This window comes from Arthrobacter sp. TJ-263, from assembly GCF_058269155.1.
Window position 1 is genome coordinate 530,231 of the sequence record NZ_JBZCNE010000001.1, and the last position, 15,916, is coordinate 546,146.

Annotated in this window: 17 protein-coding genes and 1 riboswitch; of the genes, 14 read left to right on the plus strand and 3 right to left on the minus strand. The window is 70.9% G+C overall.

Going from position 1 to position 15,916, the window contains the following annotated elements:
• The first annotated feature begins 176 nt into the window (after positions 1-176).
• A complete protein-coding gene (locus AC4D2F_RS02480; protein ID WP_490909373.1) occupies positions 177-440 on the plus strand; it encodes a hypothetical protein in 264 nt (87 codons plus the stop codon).
• A 436-nt stretch (positions 441-876) separates the two neighbouring features.
• Here the strand turns inward: AC4D2F_RS02480 and AC4D2F_RS02485 are convergent, their stop codons facing one another.
• Both AC4D2F_RS02485 and AC4D2F_RS02490 read right to left on the minus strand, forming a co-directional pair.
• The gene (locus AC4D2F_RS02485) at positions 877-1,305 is read right to left on the minus strand and encodes a hypothetical protein (RefSeq protein WP_490909374.1); all 429 of its coding nucleotides are present in this window, start codon (positions 1,303-1,305) and stop codon (positions 877-879) included.
• On the minus strand, positions 1,302-1,583 hold the full coding sequence (locus AC4D2F_RS02490) for a hypothetical protein (RefSeq protein WP_146067365.1): 282 nt from the start codon (positions 1,581-1,583) through the stop codon (positions 1,302-1,304). Before AC4D2F_RS02490 ends, AC4D2F_RS02485 begins: the two co-directional genes overlap by 4 nt.
• Before the next feature lie 180 nt (positions 1,584-1,763).
• On the opposite strand from AC4D2F_RS02490, the gene AC4D2F_RS02495 reads away from it, so the two are divergent.
• The 10 genes from AC4D2F_RS02495 to AC4D2F_RS02540 all read left to right on the plus strand — a co-directional run bounded on the left by AC4D2F_RS02495 (position 1,764) and on the right by AC4D2F_RS02540 (position 13,005).
• Positions 1,764-2,033, plus strand: coding sequence for a BON domain-containing protein (locus AC4D2F_RS02495; RefSeq protein WP_490909375.1), 270 nt, complete (start codon positions 1,764-1,766; stop codon positions 2,031-2,033).
• Positions 2,034-2,240: 207 nt separating this feature from the next.
• The gene (locus AC4D2F_RS02500; RefSeq protein ID WP_490909376.1) at positions 2,241-2,969 is read left to right on the plus strand and encodes a hypothetical protein; all 729 of its coding nucleotides are present in this window, start codon (positions 2,241-2,243) and stop codon (positions 2,967-2,969) included.
• A 103-nt stretch (positions 2,970-3,072) separates the two neighbouring features.
• Positions 3,073-3,200: riboswitch (SAM riboswitch) on the plus strand.
• A gap of 136 nt (positions 3,201-3,336) precedes the next feature.
• Entirely contained in the window at positions 3,337-4,998 is a 1,662-nt protein-coding gene (locus AC4D2F_RS02505; RefSeq protein WP_490909377.1) for an ABC transporter substrate-binding protein, read from the plus strand.
• Positions 4,999-5,931 carry an ABC transporter permease gene (locus tag AC4D2F_RS02510; RefSeq protein WP_104165063.1) on the plus strand — a complete coding sequence of 311 codons (933 nt, stop codon included), beginning with the start codon at positions 4,999-5,001 and terminating at the stop codon, positions 5,929-5,931.
• A complete protein-coding gene (locus AC4D2F_RS02515) occupies positions 5,928-6,851 on the plus strand; it encodes an ABC transporter permease (RefSeq protein WP_490909378.1) in 924 nt (307 codons plus the stop codon). The genes AC4D2F_RS02510 and AC4D2F_RS02515 overlap by 4 nt, the downstream gene beginning before the upstream one ends.
• On the plus strand, positions 6,848-8,590 hold the full coding sequence (locus AC4D2F_RS02520; RefSeq protein WP_490909379.1) for a dipeptide ABC transporter ATP-binding protein: 1,743 nt from the start codon (positions 6,848-6,850) through the stop codon (positions 8,588-8,590). The genes AC4D2F_RS02515 and AC4D2F_RS02520 overlap by 4 nt, the downstream gene beginning before the upstream one ends.
• Complete coding sequence (locus AC4D2F_RS02525; protein ID WP_490909380.1) at positions 8,587-10,056, plus strand: LLM class flavin-dependent oxidoreductase; 1,470 nt, start codon at positions 8,587-8,589, stop codon at positions 10,054-10,056. The genes AC4D2F_RS02520 and AC4D2F_RS02525 overlap by 4 nt, the downstream gene beginning before the upstream one ends.
• Positions 10,057-10,065: 9 nt before the next feature.
• Positions 10,066-11,343, plus strand: a complete 1,278-nt coding sequence (locus AC4D2F_RS02530; protein WP_490909381.1) for an acyl-CoA dehydrogenase family protein — start codon at positions 10,066-10,068, stop codon at positions 11,341-11,343.
• A 44-nt stretch (positions 11,344-11,387) separates the two neighbouring features.
• Positions 11,388-11,960: an MOSC domain-containing protein gene (locus AC4D2F_RS02535; protein WP_104165071.1), complete on the plus strand. Its 573-nt coding sequence runs from the start codon at positions 11,388-11,390 to the stop codon at positions 11,958-11,960.
• A 181-nt stretch (positions 11,961-12,141) separates the two neighbouring features.
• Positions 12,142-13,005: a helix-turn-helix domain-containing protein gene (locus AC4D2F_RS02540; protein WP_490909382.1), complete on the plus strand. Its 864-nt coding sequence runs from the start codon at positions 12,142-12,144 to the stop codon at positions 13,003-13,005.
• 4 nt (positions 13,006-13,009) lie between these two features.
• Here AC4D2F_RS02540 and AC4D2F_RS02545 read toward each other — a convergent pair whose 3' ends face one another.
• On the minus strand, positions 13,010-13,873 hold the full coding sequence (locus AC4D2F_RS02545) for a helix-turn-helix transcriptional regulator (protein ID WP_490909383.1): 864 nt from the start codon (positions 13,871-13,873) through the stop codon (positions 13,010-13,012).
• Positions 13,874-14,078: 205 nt separating this feature from the next.
• Here AC4D2F_RS02545 and AC4D2F_RS02550 point away from each other — a divergent pair, with 205 nt between their 5' ends.
• From AC4D2F_RS02550 to AC4D2F_RS02560, 3 genes are read left to right on the plus strand one after another with little or no spacing between them, the layout of a single operon-like run.
• Entirely contained in the window at positions 14,079-14,324 is a 246-nt protein-coding gene (locus tag AC4D2F_RS02550) for a LapA family protein (protein ID WP_490909384.1), read from the plus strand.
• The gene (gene glsA / locus AC4D2F_RS02555) at positions 14,324-15,400 is read left to right on the plus strand and encodes a glutaminase A (RefSeq protein ID WP_490909385.1); all 1,077 of its coding nucleotides are present in this window, start codon (positions 14,324-14,326) and stop codon (positions 15,398-15,400) included. Before AC4D2F_RS02550 ends, glsA begins: the two co-directional genes overlap by 1 nt.
• Before the next feature lie 56 nt (positions 15,401-15,456).
• Positions 15,457-15,885 carry a DUF3054 domain-containing protein gene (locus AC4D2F_RS02560; RefSeq protein WP_490909386.1) on the plus strand — a complete coding sequence of 143 codons (429 nt, stop codon included), beginning with the start codon at positions 15,457-15,459 and terminating at the stop codon, positions 15,883-15,885.
• Positions 15,886-15,916 lie beyond the last annotated feature (31 nt).

Here is a 15,916-nt window from a genome sequence, read left to right on the forward strand (position 1 = left end):
CGCGGGGAGGTGAGGCACCGTCCCACGATCACAGATCCCGGGAGCGCTGATCAGGGCCTTTGGACCCTGATACGGAGGGCGAAGTGTTTGTAGCGTCGACAGAAAGCACCCCTCAGCCCCGGAAGCACCTGGTGCGACGCGCGATCGGACGACCCCCAGGGACGAAGGAGGACACGGTGTCGACACCGCCATGTCAGGACACCATCGCCAGCAGCTTCCTCGAGCACGCAGGATTCCAGGTCGGTCTCACCGAACGGAGTACCCGGAGTGGGCGGACCGTCCTCGCCAACGGACCAGCCACCCGCGTCGACGACCCGGCCTTCCTCACCACCCTCTGGGGCAAGGTCTCGGAGGAGCCGTGGGCGCCCGGCATGCGCGACCTCTTCTACGAGATGGCCCCCACCCGGATGCGTGACCGCCGCCTGTCGACCGCCCGTTAGCCCCCGGCAGCCATGTCGACCATCCGGATCGGGAGTCAGGAATCATCCGCAGTCCATCCCCTACGACGGCGGATGCGAAATGACGCATTCTGGACAAAGGACACATCATGGACACGAAGGCCATCCGTGAACGGGCAGTCCGGCAGGAGCGTCCTCGTGGACTGGTGCCGGTCTGCCTGACCTGCGGCTCGGACGAGGCCCTCGTCTATTCCGCCTACTCCGAACAGGTGGTCCTCCCCAACGGTCGCACCCGACACGCTCGGGCGAGATACTGCTGCGCCCGCTGCGGATGCCGTCGCGATCACGAGGTTCCGTCGAGCTGGCGCCCACCGGGCTGGTTCTGGTGCACCTGAAGGACCCGCGAGCGCGGGGCCCACCTCGGTGCACCCCGCGCTCGCCGTTGAACCCAGGGTGCACCTGTCCGTTGCCCCGCACCCTAGGGTGCGGGCGGTATGACCCCCAGAGGGAAGGGCGCGGGTGCGGTCCCCTGCGCGGTCAGACGCGCGGTGATCGACTCGGGGCGAAGATCGGTCCGCACCGAGTCCCAGGCCTGCGCTTCGCTCAGGTCGAGAACGACGTTCGTTCCCGGTGACAGGGTGGCTGCCCGTCTCACCACGAGGTCGAGGGCGTGCAGGTTGACCGCAGACACGCAGCCGTGCACGAGGATCTGCACGATGTGCGCTTCGGCGTCGGCGCTGACGAGGATCTTGAGCTTCCGGTTGGAGGCCGAGGGGTGCATCGCCATCGCGCGCCGCCGCATCGTCTCCTCGGACTCGGCACCGAGGGCAGTGGTCCCTCCCCGACGGTAGGCGGTCCTCGCCGATCCCCGGGTCACACCGCCGGCCGCGATTGGACGCCTCCTCACCGGTCCAGCATCTCTGCGTGGTCGTCCCATCGGATGCTGCCCTGCCCATCCGCGCTGTACCCGCCGAGTTCCTGTGCCCGACGACGCGCCTTCAGGAACACGAGCTCCTCGCCGGAGAACCAGTACTCCCCGTGGTCGTCCGCATGCAGGCTCTCGCCGATGCTTGCTTCCACCCGATTCACCAGAGTGCGCGGCAGGACCAGGCATCCCGGGTTCGCGAGAACCCACTGCTGCACTCCAGGATCGATCCTCGTCCAAATTGAACTGATGTTGGTCACTGTGCGAACCTCTCGGATCGGTGTCTCGCTTTGCACGAACATCACACGCGAGTCATCAACCGACTACTAGGGCCTAAAGTCCCATCCGGCGTCGTCCTCCGCCCGGACCCGCGGGCCGGGACGGCCGGGGAAGGACCTTGGACCCTGCACGGGAACCGGTGCCCGGCGCACAGTGGACGGATGACGACGTCGGTCGACAACCACCTCGTCGAGGATGGAGGAGTACGCGGGGCGAGTAGTCCCGCATCACTCGAGGATCTGCTGCGCCACGCGGTCCGCCGCGCGGCCGACTGCGCGATCCTGGACATCACCGTGACGGAGGGCATCGTGGTGCTTTCCGGAATCGCCTTGCGCCGCGAAGACAAGTCACGCGCAGGCTTCGCCTGCTGGTGCGACCCGGCCGTCCGCGCCGTCTACAACAACCTGACCGTCTCCTCGGGACCCACCTGACCACCTCACGCGATGCCTGACACGCTGGCGGATCGGGGCACAAGGGCCCTGCACGCCCTCCGTGCCGCGGCCTAGGCTGACGCGCATGCACATCGGCCGCCGCGCAGATCATCGCGACGTCCTATTCCCCCGGGCTCGCGACCGTACAGGCTTTCGGCATGCTCAAGGACATCCGGAGGGCCATCGGGCGTCGACCTCCTGGCGTTGATGGCCATCGTCACGACAGCCGTCACCGGCGAGTACCACGCAAGCATCGTCGTCGTGCTGATGATCGCCTGCGGGCAGGCACTGGACGAGTTCGCGTCCGCACGCGCCCAGACGCAGCTACGGGCACTGCTCGAGCGGGCACCCCGCTCGGCTCACCCAGGCGTTGGAGCAGCTCGCGCGGGCCCGGAGCGTCGCCTTCGACACGACCGGCACCCTGACCTCCGTCACGCCACTGATGGGCGGGATCGTCCTCGCCCCGACGGCGGGACCCCTCACCGAGGACGAGGTCCTCGCGCCGAGGTCGCGGGGACCGCGATCGCCGTCGGCAAACGCCGCTTCGTGGAAGGCATCGTCGGGCGCGTCCCGGACCCTCCCCCGGCTCCGGGGGAAACCGCCGTCTACGTGGGGGCGCCGGGATCGACGGCGGCCAGCGAATCGGCGGAGGTGATCATCACCGTCGACGACCTCGCGAAAGTCACAGAGGCCGTGATCATCGGCAAGCGGACCCTGCGCATAGCGCTGCAGAGCATCGGCATCGGCATCGCCCTGAGCCTCGTGTTGATGACGGGCGCCGCCCTGGGACTCGTCCCCCCACTGGCCGGCGCGTTCGGCCAGGAGGGGATCGATCTCCTGACCATCCTCTACGCGCTGCGCGCGGCACGCGCCCCAGGGACCGGTGCCCGCAGCACGTGGCGACATCTGCCGGCGGGCCGGCGCTTCCGATCGTGATACCCGGCCTTATCCCCGGGCGCTGCCGGGCCCGCGCATAGTCGTAGTCACATAACTTCTTGTTGACCGAATCGATCGAGGGGCATGCTTATAGTAATTGCAGCTTCAAGAGACGCGGCCGCCAAGCTCCGACTAGGCCGCGCACCAACCCCATGTTCGTGGGTGGTTCGGATGACGAAGCGGCCTTCGCCTTGGCACTCAGTGCCGGTCCGGCGCGGGCAAGAGCACTTCGAAAGGCACTCATCATGAGCTGTACCGCCTTCCCCTAGCAGGATCCCGGCGCCTTCTGCGCGTCTTTCCCTTTTCTTCCCATTCCCTGCGTAATGCGCTGTGCGTTGCGCCGGAACGCCTTTCCGAGGAATTCTCCATGAATGCATCCGTACTTCGTCCTGCCCGAAATCGAAACTACTTCGGACATGTCACCGCCCTGTCCGCCGTCGGCCTCCTCGCCCTCCTGACCGGTTGCGCCGGGCCGGCGAGCCCGTCCGCCGTCACCGACGGCGAGCCGGTGGCCGGCGGCGTCCTCGACGTGTCCATCTCGGCCGAGCCGGGGTGCCTCGACGGGCACGGCATCTCGGCGACGCAGCAACAGTTCCTGGGGCGCCTGATCTACGACAACGTGGTGACCCTCGACGAGAACGGGGAGATCGCGCCGTACCTCGCGGAGTCCTGGGAGGTCTCGGAGGACGGCAAGACGTACACGTTCCGCCTGAAGCAGGGCGTCACCTTCAGCGACGGCTCCCCCTGGAACGCGGAGGTCCTCGGGCAGAACTTCGAGCACATGAGGGACCCCGCCACGAAGTCGCCCCTCGCCGCCGCGTACATCGCCCCGTACGTGGACGGCACCGTGATCGACGAGTACACCTTCGAAGCGCACCTCGCGTACCCCTACACGCCGTTCCTCTACACGCTCGCGCAGTCCTGGCTCGGCATGAACTCGGGCAAGGCCATCTCCGAGTCCCCCGAGACGCTGTGCCAGGAGCCGATCGGCACCGGTCCCTTCACCGTCGCCGACTACAAGCCTGGCCAGAGCATCAGCTACACCAAACGGGACGGCTACGACTGGGCGCCGGAATGGCTGGACGGTGACGGCGAAGCGCACCTCGACGGTGTGGAGGTCACCCTCGTCAGCGAACCCGTCATCCGCCACCAGTCCCTCGTCTCGGGGCAGTACGACCTGACCGAGAACCTCGCGCCGCAGAACGCCGCCGCGGTCCAGGCGGACCCGGACTTCACCTACGAGAACCTGCCCCGCACCGGCAGCCCCTACGTGCTGAGCTTCAACCTCGACCGGGCGCCGTTCGACGACCTCGCGGTCCGCCAGGCGTTCGCCGCCGCCGTGGACACGGGAGCCGTCACGGAGAGCCTCGGCTTCGGCACCTACACCCCGATCGACGGCTTCCTGTCGAAGGAGAGCAAGTACTACGACCCGTCCGTGGAGGGCGTGCTGACCCACGACCCCGAGCGGGCGAACCAGCTGCTCGACGACGCCGGCTGGACCGGGCGGGACGACGAGGGCTTCCGCACGCGGGACGGGAAGCGGCTCACGGTCGAGGTGCCCACGGTGGAGAGTTCCACGCCGAGCCCGCTGCTCGTGCAGCTCCAGGGTGAGGCGCGGAAGGTCGGCTTCGACCTCCAGATCATCCAGCTCCCCCAGGCGCAGCTCACCGAACTCCGCTACGCCGGCGACTACGACGCCCTGGCCGGGGTGTGGCACACCAACACCACCGACGTCCTGTTCATCCGCTACCACTCCTCCGAGATCACAGGTGAGCGGATCGGTCAGAACTCCTCGTACGTGAACGACCCGCAGCTCGACGCGTTGCTCTCCGCGGCCCGTGAGGCCGATGACGGACCCGCCGCCGAGGAGGCGTACTCGAAGGCGCAGCACCGGCTGCTCGAGATCGTGCCCGGCGTGCCGCTCTACGAGAATCCGAGCCAGTTCGCCTACGCGAACACCCTGCACGACGTCGCCGTGGACACCTCCCACCCGGTGCCGGTCCTCACGTACGCCTGGAAGGCCGAGTAGATGGCCGTGCTCCGGCGCGTCCTCACGCGGCTCGCGGTCGGGATCGGTGTCCTCTGGGGAGCCGCGACGCTGACGTTCCTCGCGGTCTACCTGATCCCGGGCGACACGGCGCTGCTGATCCTCGGAGGACCCGATGCACGGCCCACCGCCGAGACGCTCGCGCAGGTCCGTGCCGACTACCTGCTCGACCAGCCCTTCATCGTCCAGTACGGCAGCTACCTCGGGAACCTCCTCCAGGGGGACCTCGGACAGTCCTACCGGTTGCGCCTGCCCGTCACGGAAGCCATCGGGCAGCAGATCGGCGCGACGGCGGCGCTCGCTGCGGCCGCCGTCGTCGTGGCCCTGCCGCTGACGTTCGCGGTCGCGATCCTGTCCGCGCACCGGGCCCCCTGGATCCGGTCGATCGTCTCCGGCATCGAAGTGGTCTTCGCGGCGACGCCGACCTTCATCATCGGCTTCGCGCTGCTGATCGTCTTCTCGTTCACGCTGCGCTGGTTCCCCATCGGCGGGAACCAGGGGCCCGCCGCCCTGGTCCTTCCCGCCCTCACCCTCGCCCTGGCGATCTTCGGGACCCTCTCGCAGGTCCTGCGGAACGAGCTCGAGGACGTCCTGGAGCAGCCGTTCATCCTGACGGCCCGCTCCCGCGGCATGCGAGACCTCCCGGTGAGGATCCGCCACGCCCTCCGGCACGCGGCCATCCCCGTGATGACCATGTCCGGGTTCGTCGTCGCGGCCCTGCTCGGCGGGTCGGTGGTCGTCGAGACCCTCTTCAGCCGGCAGGGCATCGGATCACTCACCCTGGCGTCGGTCTACAACAAGGACCTGCCGGTCATCATCGGGATCGTGCTCCTCGCGGCCGCCGTCTACGTCGTCGTGAACCTCGTCATCGACCTCCTGTACACGCTCATCGACCCGAAAGTGGTGACCGCATGAGCATCGCCTCGCGCACCATCGCACCCGCCGTCCCCTCCGCAGCCGCCCCGCCGGCAGGGATCCCGGACCGCCCGGCGGCCCCTGTCGAGACCCCGCGGACGCGGCGCCGCCGGTGGCGGGTGCGTCCCGGCATCCTGGCAGCCTCCGCGTTCCTCCTGTGGCTGGCGGCGGCGGTGCTGGCCCCCGGCCTGCTCGCTCCGGCCGACCCGTACGCCGTGGACCCGGCCAGGAGTTTCGAGGCACCCGGCGCTACCGCGTGGTTCGGCACCGACGACTCCGGCGCCGACAACTACACGCGGATCGTCCACGGAGCCGCCACCTCGCTGTACATCGGCGTCGGCGCGACCGCGATCGGCGTGGTCGGCGGGACCGCCATCGGCCTCCTCGCCGGGCTCAACGGGCGGCTCGTCGAAGCCTCGGTGATGCGCTTCCTCGACGTCACCCTCGCCATCCCGGAGATCCTCCTCGCCCTCGTGGTGATCGGCATCATCGGCGGAGGGACGGAGAACGCGATCCTCGCCATCGGTGCCGGCAGCATCGCCTACTACGCACGGATCACGAGGGCGCAGACACACCTCGTCCGGCGGTCGGGCTTCGTCGAGGCCGCCCGCACCCTCGGCCTGCCGGCGTGGCGGATCCACGTCACCCACACCGTGCCGAACGTCCTCAAGCCCGTCCTCGTCCTCGCCACGATCGGCATCGGCTCGGCGATCGGGGCCGGGGCGTCCCTGAGCTTCCTCGGACTCGGGACGCCTCCCCCCGCCCCCGAATGGGGAGCCATGCTCTCGGCCGGCCGCAACTTCATCTCGAACGCACCCTGGATGATCACCTTCCCCGCGGCGTTCCTCGTCGCGACCGTCCTGTCCATCACCGTGATCGGGCGCGAGCTCCGACGCCGTGCCGAAGGGAGGCTCACATGAGCCCCACCGCCCTGACCACCCCCGCCGGTTCCACCCCGACCACCGCGGCGGACACTCCCGTCGTCGAACTCGAAGGGCTCTCGGTGGCCTTCGGTCGCGGCATCCACCGCCGGGAGATCATCCACGACCTCAGCCTCTCCATCCGACCGGGCGAATGCCTCGCGCTGGTCGGCGAGTCCGGTTCCGGGAAGTCCGTGACCGCGCGCACCCTCGTGGGACTCACCGGCCCCGGTGCCGACGTCCGCTCCCGCGCGCAACGCTTCCGCGGCCGCGACGCCTCCGCCTGGGGTGAACGCCAGTGGACCCGCGTCCGGGGGAAGGAGGCGGGGTTCATCCTGCAGGACGCGCTGTCCTCCCTCGACGCCCTGCGCACGGTCGGCGACGAGGTGGGAGAGGTCCTGCGCCTGCACGGAGACCTCGACCGCGGTGCCCGCCGGCAGCGCGTCGTCGAACTCCTCGCCTCCGTGGGCGTCCCCGACCCGGAGGTCCGCGCCGGGCAGTACCCGCACGAGCTCTCCGGCGGACTCCGCCAGCGCGCCCTGATCGCCTCCGCGATCGCCGCGGACCCGGGCTTCCTCATCGCGGACGAACCCACGACGGCGCTGGACGCAACCATCGCGGCGCAGGTCCTCCGCCTGCTCGGCGACCTCAAGGGAGGCAGCACCGCGATGCTCGTGGTCAGCCACGACCTGGCCGTCGTCGCGGACCTCGCCGACCGCGTGGCCGTGATGCGCCACGGCGTGATCGTGGAGGAGGGCAGCGTCCAGGGGGTCCTCGAGGACCCCCGGCACCCCTACACGCAGGGATTGCTGGCGGCCATCCCGTCGCGCTCCTCGCGCGGACGGCGCCTGACCGTCGTCGGATCCGACCGGGGACACGGACACGACCGCTCGCAGCCCGACGGCGGGCAGGGCATCGCGGCCCTCCGGGAGGCCCCCACGCCGGGCCGGCCCTCCCTGACGGTCGAGGGGATCACCAAGGCCTTCGGCGGGCCCGGCCGCGGCCGCCGTACGGCGGTCGACGGCGTGTCCTTCACGCTGCACCGGGGCACCACCCTCGGGATCGTGGGCGAATCCGGGAGCGGCAAGAGCACCGTGGCGCGCATCGCCCTCGGCGTCGAAGCACCCGACGCCGGGACGGTCCACGTCCGCGGACGCACCTGGGGCGAGCACCGGGCGTCGAGGGACCTCGTGGCCCGCCGCTCCGTGCAGATGATCTACCAGGACCCGCTGCAGTCCTTCGATCCCCGCAAGACCGTGCGGCAGGTGATCGGACAGGCCGTCGCCGCGGCCGGGACCCCGCGGACCGCACGGGCCGGACGCGTCCTCGAACTGCTCGACCTCGTCGGGCTGCCCGCCGACCGGGCCCGTGCCCGACCGCTCGACCTGTCCGGCGGCCAGCGGCAGCGGGTGGCCATCGCCCGCGCCCTGGCCGCCGAACCGGAGGTCATCATCTGCGACGAACCCGTCTCTGCACTCGACATCACCGTGCAGGCCCGCATCCTCGACCTCCTGACGGACCTGCAGGACCGCTTCGGGCTCAGCTACCTGTTCATCTCCCACGACCTCGGCGTCATCCAGCACATCAGCCGCGAGGTGCTGGTCCTGAAGGACGGCGTGGTCCTCGAGCACGGGCCCGTGGCCGAGGTCTTCGACCAGCCAGGGCACGAGTACACGCGCCACCTCATCAACGCCATCCCCGAACTCCCCGCCGTCCGGAAGGACCTGTTCCGCCCATGACACGCCAGATCGCCTTCAACCTCTTCGAGATGAACTGCGTGGGACACATCTCCCACGGTCTCTGGGTGCACCCGGAGAACAACCGCCACCGCTTCAACGACCTCGGCTTCTGGGTGGAGACCGCGAAGATGCTCGAGGCCGGGCTGTTCGACAGCGTCTTCCTCGCCGACGTCGTCGGTGCGTACGACGGCTACCGCGGGGGCCCGGAGACGGCCCTGCGCGAAGCCGTGCAGATCCCGAGCAACGACCCCCTGCTGGTCATCCCGGCGATGGCCGCGGCGACGACGCACCTCGGCTTCGCGGCCACGTTCTCCACGACGTACGAACCGCCGTTCGCCTTCGCCCGGCGCGCGTCGACCCTCGACCACCTCACCAAGGGTCGGTTCGCCTGGAACATCGTCACGTCCTACCTCCCCAACGCGGCCCGGAACTTCGGCCTGGCGGACGAGGTGGAGCACGACCAGCGGTACGCCATCGCGGACGAGTACCTCGACGTCCTGTACAAGCTGTGGGAGGGCTCCTGGGACGACGACGCCGTGATCGAGGACCGCGAGCGGCGCATCTACACCGACCCGTCGAAGGTCCGCTACATCAACCACCGCGGACCGCACTTCTCCGTGGCCGGACCGCATCTGAGCGCACCCTCCCTCCAGCGCACGCCGGTGCTCTTCCAGGCCGGGAGCTCCATCGCGGGCAAGGCCTTCGCGGCGCGGCACGCCGAGGGCGTGTTCGTGGGCGGCCGTGACGCCGCGGCCTACCGGGACAACGTGGCCGACCTGCGTCGTCTCGCCGTCGCCAACGGCCGGGGCGCCCATCACATCAAGACGTTCGCGAGCGCCGTCGTGATCGTCGGCAGGACGTCGAAGGACGCCCGGCGCAAGGCGGACGAGTACCGTCGACTCTCCAGCGCGGAAGGCTATCTCGCCCACGCGGGAGGCGACGGCATCGACCTCGCGGCCTACCGGCCCGACGAGGTGATCGACGACATCCTCGCGCGGGAGGACCGGCCCGGCCGTGACCGGCAGCCCAGCAACCGGCGGCACCCGGCGGGGACCACGGTCGGCGAGGCCCTCGAGCGCATCACGCGCTTCGACCGCGGGCCCTTCGTGGCCATCGGCACACCCACGGAGGTCGCCGACGAGATCGAGCGGTGGGTCGAGGGCACGGACCTCGACGGCTTCAACCTCCGCCAGTTCCTCACCCCGGGCACCGCGGAGGACTTCGTCGAACTCGTGGTCCCCGAACTGCAGAAGCGCGGCCTGTACCGCAGGTCGTACGAGGAATCGACCTTCCGCGAGCGACTGTTCGGGCGCGGGTCCGCACGGCTCTTCGACGAGCATCCCGGCGCGCGGTACCGCAACGGGGCCAACCTCGGCCACGACGCTGCGCCTCTCGACGTGCCCCTGGTCGGCGGCATCCCGCCTGGACCTGCCGGGACCATCCCGCCCGCCCCGTCCTACGCCTAGGAGTCCATCGTGCCCACCACGACCACCCATCAGTCCCTGACGAGCGAGCCTGGCCCGGCGGCCACCCCGCCGACGACCGCAGCCCTGAGGGAACGGTTCCGTCCGCTCTTCGACACCATCGCCGCCGGAGCGGCCCGCCGGGAGCAGGACCGCGTGCTGCCCTTCGACGAGGTCGCGGCCCTGAAGCAGGCGGGATTCGGCGCCCTGCGCATCCCCCGGGAGTACGGCGGATCGGGGGTGTCCCTACGGCAGCTCTTCACCCTCCTCACCGACCTGGCGGCGGCGGACTCGAATCTCACGCAGCTGTGGCGCGGCCACTTCGCCTACGTCGAGGGGACACTGCTCCAGCCGCCGTCGGCGCACCGGGACCGGTGGCTGTTCGACATCGCGGCGGGGACCATGGTCGGCAACGCCTCGAGCGAGCTCACCGGCACGTCGCTGCGGGACATCCGGACGGCCCTGACGTCCCCGGGCCCTCCCGACGGCGCGTCGACGCTCACGGGCACCAAGTACTACAGCACCGGGAGCCTCTACGCCGACTGGATCGCCGGCAGCGCCGTGCACGACGGCGAGCGCGTCGGGTACGCGGTCCGGGCCACGGCCCCCGGCGTGGAGCGCATCGACGACTGGGACGGTTTCGGCCAGCGGCTCACCGGCAGCGGCACCACCCACTTCACGGAGGTGCGCGTGGACCCGCGGAACGTGCGCCCCTTCTCCCCCGACGCGCCGAGCCATGTCCACGCGTTCTTCCAGCTGGTGCTCGTCGCGTCGCTCGCCGGGATCGCCCGGGCCGCGGCCGACGATGCGGCAGACTTCGTCCGGCCCCGCACGCGGTCCTACATCAACGCGACCACGGCGCTGCCGCGCCAGGATCCGCAGGTACTGCAGGTGGTGGGCGAACTGGGCAGCCGCGCGTTCGCGGCCGAGGCCGTCGTCCTCGCGGCCGCCGACCACCTGGACACGGCCTACGAGCGGCTCCGGACCGCGATGCCCTGCGACGGGCCCGACGACGGGACCCCCGGGCGGCAGGCTGCCCGGGCGGCGGTGGACGAGGCCGACCTGGCGGTCAGCCGGGCGCAGCTCGTCGCCGTCGCCCAGTCACTGCTGGCGGCCACCGAGCTGTTCGAGGTCGGCGGGGCGTCGGCGACCTCGACGGGCCGGGCGCTCGACCGGCACTGGCGCAATGCGCGGACCATCGCCTCCCACAACCCCGCCATCTACAAGGCCCGCTCGCTGGGCTACTGGGCGGTCCACGGGGAGCGCGAGCCGCAGCCGGCCGGTGTCTGAGCCGGAGCGGCGACGTCACGAGCGGGACCGGCTAGCGTGGGACCATGACGCACGAGTTCCGGTACGACGTCGACATCCTGCACCTGCTCGTCTCGCCGGACCACGCCTACTTCGGGCGTGCCCGGGACGGGGCAGCCGATGTGGCCACCGTCGATGCGGACCGCGCGGAGGTGGTGGCGGGCAAGGGCATCGCGGGCGACCGCTTCTTCGGAAAGGCCGCCCACATGGATGCCGCCGTGACCCTGTTCTCCATCGAGTCGCTCGAGGCCATCGCTGCGGAGCTCGGAGCGGCCCCCTTCGATCCACTGCTCCCGCGCCGCAACGTGGTCCTCCGGGGTGCCGAGCTCACCCCGCTGATCGGCGAGGACTTCACCCTCGAGAGTGCGGGCGGGAGCGTCTCCCTCCACGGCGGGCGGCACGCCCACCCCTGCGCCTGGATGGACCGCGTCCTGGCGCCGGGTGCCCATCGGGCCATGCGCGGCCGGGGTGGCCTCCGGTGCCGACCGCTGGACAGCGGAACCCTGTATCGGGGGCCGGCCGTCCTGGTCAGCCCGGTGCCGCTGGACGCGGCCCGGGCACACATGGCGGCGGTGCGGAGTCCCTCCCGGCTGCCCTAGGGAAGGCCGCTGTCCTGCTTCCCATGCACCCGGGTGGACCAGCGACCGATGCCGTTCACCCACGGGAGGTGATCCGGAAGCGCGCTCCGCCGTCGCACTCTGGGAAGGATCCGCCAGGAAAGGACCGGGCGTCGCAATTCCCCGCCGTCGCGCTGGAAGGGCGCCGGGGAAGGAGCGACCAGTGCCGGCACGCCCCGCCCGCAGCGTCACCGACCGGTCACGGACGATCGGCGACCTGACGATCAGCTGCCTCCCCGGATCGACCGTCCCCGCCCTGCAGGCACGGGAACCCACGGGCCGGAGGCTCCAGGCCGTCATCCCCCTCGACGGGTCGATCACGCTGGGCGGGCCGGTGGGACCACTGCTCGCCCTCCCGCAGGGGGCGCTCGCCGTCGTTCAGGGTGACCTGCGTATCGCGGACGACGGCCGGGACCCCGCACTGATCCTCCTCCTGCGCCTGCCGGCGCACATCCTTGCGGCGCGGGGATTACGCCTGCGCGGCGGTGTGGCACGAGCCTGCCCGGGCAGCTCCCTCTCCGCGCCGCTCGGGGAGTTCGCGCACGCCCTGCTGCGGTCGGGTCCGGCCCTGCGGGATACGACGACGTCCAGGGCGACCGAGCGCAGCCTCGTGGAACTCCTGACGGGCGCCCTGCTCGAGTCCGACCCGCCGCGGACCGACGGCGCCGCACTCAGGGCGCTCCTCCGCGAGCGCGCCGTGGGCGTCGTCGACCGGCGGTTCGCGGATCCGTCGCTGCGCCCGGCAGGAATCGCGCGGGAACTGAACGTGTCACTGCGGCATCTCCAACGCAGTTTCGAGGGCTCCGGCACCACGCTGGCCCTCGAGATCAGGCGCGCCCGCAGCGAGTACGCCGCGCTCCTCCTGACCACCCTCACCGGTCCGGACCGCTCGGACCCGCGCATCGCCCTCCGCGCCGGCTTCTCCTCGGCCGATCAGCTGCGCACCGCCTTCGAAGGGCATTTCGGCGTGCCGATGGCGCACTACCGGAACGCGCGCGCCGCGGAGGTCCTCCCGGCCTCCGCCTGACGCGTCACGGCGGCGTCCCGATGGGGTCGCGTGGGCCTGCCGGAGGTCCGGACCGTCGCAGCTCCGAGGGTGGGACGCCGAACCTCGCACGCACCCGCGAGCGCAGTTCGAAGGCGGACGAGAAACCTGACCGCCGGGCCACCTCGCTGACCGTGAGCTCACGCGAGGCGGGTGCGGTGAGCAGCACGAAGGCATTCTCCGTCCGCCGGTTGCTGATCTCCGTGGCGATGGTCGTCCCGCTTCCCTCGAAGCAGCGCTGCAGGTGCCTCAGCGAGACGCCGACACCGGCCGCGATGGCCGCCGGTGTCAGCAGGGCATCGCTGAAGCGTTCATCGATGAGATCGATCGCCGCGCGCCGCACCCGGCGGCGCCGTTCCGGCCGTGGGTCCGCCTCCTCGTGCGCGTCGCCGTACACCGCGACCACCAGGTTCTCGAGGACGCGGGCCGCGACGACGTCGCTGACCGGACCGGCGTCCTCCGGCCCCTCCGCGAGGGAGGAAGCGAAGGCGGCGACAGGGCCTGCGAGTGCCCCACCCCGCTTCTCGCCCCGGCCGGCGCGGACCGGGACGCCACGCTCGCACAGCCTGGATGTGGTGACGAGCACATGGACCCAGCGCGTGGGGACCAGGCTCTCCAGGACGACGCCGAGCGGTTCCGCGAGCAGGACGGCCTCCCCCGGGTGGATGGCCAGAACGGACCCGTCCGGCACCCGTGCTTCTGCACGTCCGCGGACCAGGAAGCCGAGGTAGGTCATGCCCTGCAGCTCGGGCCCGATCACGGAGAGCCTGGGTGCCGACTGCGCTGTCGTCGCCACGGTCATGGCCCCGACCCGGCGGACCTTCCCCCCGTGGACCAGCTCCTCCCACACGGTGCCACCTCCCGTCGCGGTTCCACGACTCCGGCCAGCTTCTGCCACGTGACAGACGGTGCCCACACCCCGCACGGGTGATCCGCGCCAGCACGGGAGCAAATCGGCGTCCGTCGATGATCAGCGCCCGAGGCGTCGGGACATACTGGGAGCCGGTCGGCTCGGCGAGCCGACCGGCCACGACCCATCGAGAAGAGGGATCGTCATGACGGACCGCAACAGGGCCAAGGGTACGACCGCGGCGAAGCATGGGGGGCACCGGCTCACCGTGGGCCGGATCGTCGCAATCGCCCTCGCCGTTCTCGCCGTGACCTTCATCGCCCAGAACAGGCAGGACACGAGCGTCTCGCTGCTGTTCGTCACGGTGACGCTCCCCCTGTGGATCACGCTCACGTGTGCCGCCGTCGTCGGCATCGCCGTGGGGTGGCTGCTCAACCGTCGGTCGGCCTAGTGGCGTCCCTGGACGGCGGCGACCTCGACCTCCTCAACCCGGTTCGTACCGCGGACCCGCCCGGTGACGCGCCCTTCACCTCGACGGGCCGCCTTCCCTCCCGTCCGACAGTGACCGGTCTCCTGCGCGACGCCCATGCGACCTATGCCACGCTCGACGACGGCACGGTGGCCGACTACATCCCGTCGCTCGCCGCCGCTGATCCGGGCCGGTTCGGCATCAGCGTCTGCGGGGTGGACGGCACCTCGTTCTCGATCGGCGATGCACAGGACGCGTTCTCCATCCAATCGGTCTCGAAGGCCTTCACGTTCGCCCTGGTGTGCGAGGCCATCGGTCATACCACCGTCCGGGAGGCGGTCGGGGTGAACAACACGGGACTGGCGTTCGATTCGGTGATGGCGCTCGAACTCAACGGTGGCAGCCCCAGGAATCCGATGGTCAATGCCGGGGCGCTCGTCATGATCAGCCTCGTCCCAGGGGACTCCGCCGCCGCCAAGTGGCAGTTCCTCCAGGAAGGCATGTCCCGGTTCGCCGGCCGGCGGCTGCTGCTCGACGTCGAGGTCTACGAATCGGAGGCGGCGACCAACCACCGGAATCGTGCGCTCGCGGCCCTGCTCAGGAGCTATGGGCACATGTCCTACGATCCCCTGCTCACCACGGACATCTACACCCGGCAGTGCTCGCTCCTCGTCTCGGCCAGGGATCTCGCCGTGATGGGCGCGACGCTGGCGGACGGCGGGGTCAATCCCCTGACGCACGAGCGGGTCGTCGACCCTTCCGTCTGCCGGGACACCCTCGCCGTCATGGCCGCCTCCGGCCTGTACCAGCGCTCGGGCGACTGGCTCTACGAGGTCGGGCTGCCGGGCAAGAGCGGCGTCTCCGGCGGCATCGTCACCGTGGCACCGGGCAAGGGCGGCTTGGCAGCCTACTCCCCGCGACTCGACGCGGCCGGTACCAGCATCCGAGGGCAGCACGCCATACGGAGCCTGTCCCGAAGCCTCGGCCTCGATCTCTTCGCGTCCGCTCCGGTAGCCGGCCCGGCGGCCTCGGATAGACAGTCTGAACGCACCACCTGAGTCTCCACGTCACCGGTGCCGGGAAGCACATGGGCGTCAGCCACTAGGCTGATGCCATGCCCCGCAGCGCCTCCCTCCGCCCCGCCGACCGGTCGTCCCGGCCGGCACCTGCCCGCAGGACTTCGATCGTCTGGGGAGTCGCCGACGTCGTCCTCATCCTCGTCTTCGCGGCGTCCGGACGCCGCACGCACGAGCACGGCGTCACCGTCGCCGGCGTGCTTGACACCGCCTGGCCATTCCTCCTCGCCTACGCCGTCGCGACCGTGGCCGTCTGCGCGTGGCGGGCGCCGGGCGCACTCTGGCCCATCGGGGTGGTCCTGTGGCTGGTGACGGTCGCCGGCGGCCTGGCGGTGCGGGCGCTGTCGGGCGGCGGGGTCGCGCTCAGCTTCCAGATCGTCACGCTGATCGTCCTCGGTGCGTTCCTGCTGCTCCCGCGCATCGTCGTCCTCCGCGTGGTCCGGCGCCGCCGCCGGCCGGTAGCGTAGGTCCGATTCCCCTTCCTGTCCCGAAAGGCAT

Bases quoted from the DNA above. Each gene is read 5' to 3' on its own strand.
- AC4D2F_RS02495 (WP_490909375.1), top strand. From the start codon at position 1,764: ATGACGACGTCGGTCGACAACCACCTCGTCGAGGATGGAGGAGTACGC.
- AC4D2F_RS02500 (WP_490909376.1), top strand. From the start codon at position 2,241: ATGGCCATCGTCACGACAGCCGTCACCGGCGAGTACCACGCAAGCATC.
- AC4D2F_RS02505 (WP_490909377.1), top strand. From the start codon at position 3,337: ATGAATGCATCCGTACTTCGTCCTGCCCGAAATCGAAACTACTTCGGA.
- AC4D2F_RS02510 (WP_104165063.1), top strand. From the start codon at position 4,999: ATGGCCGTGCTCCGGCGCGTCCTCACGCGGCTCGCGGTCGGGATCGGT.
- AC4D2F_RS02515 (WP_490909378.1), top strand. From the start codon at position 5,928: ATGAGCATCGCCTCGCGCACCATCGCACCCGCCGTCCCCTCCGCAGCC.
- AC4D2F_RS02520 (WP_490909379.1), top strand. From the start codon at position 6,848: ATGAGCCCCACCGCCCTGACCACCCCCGCCGGTTCCACCCCGACCACC.
- AC4D2F_RS02525 (WP_490909380.1), top strand. From the start codon at position 8,587: ATGACACGCCAGATCGCCTTCAACCTCTTCGAGATGAACTGCGTGGGA.
- AC4D2F_RS02535 (WP_104165071.1), top strand. From the start codon at position 11,388: ATGACGCACGAGTTCCGGTACGACGTCGACATCCTGCACCTGCTCGTC.
- AC4D2F_RS02550 (WP_490909384.1), top strand. From the start codon at position 14,079: ATGACGGACCGCAACAGGGCCAAGGGTACGACCGCGGCGAAGCATGGG.
- AC4D2F_RS02560 (WP_490909386.1), top strand. From the start codon at position 15,457: ATGCCCCGCAGCGCCTCCCTCCGCCCCGCCGACCGGTCGTCCCGGCCG.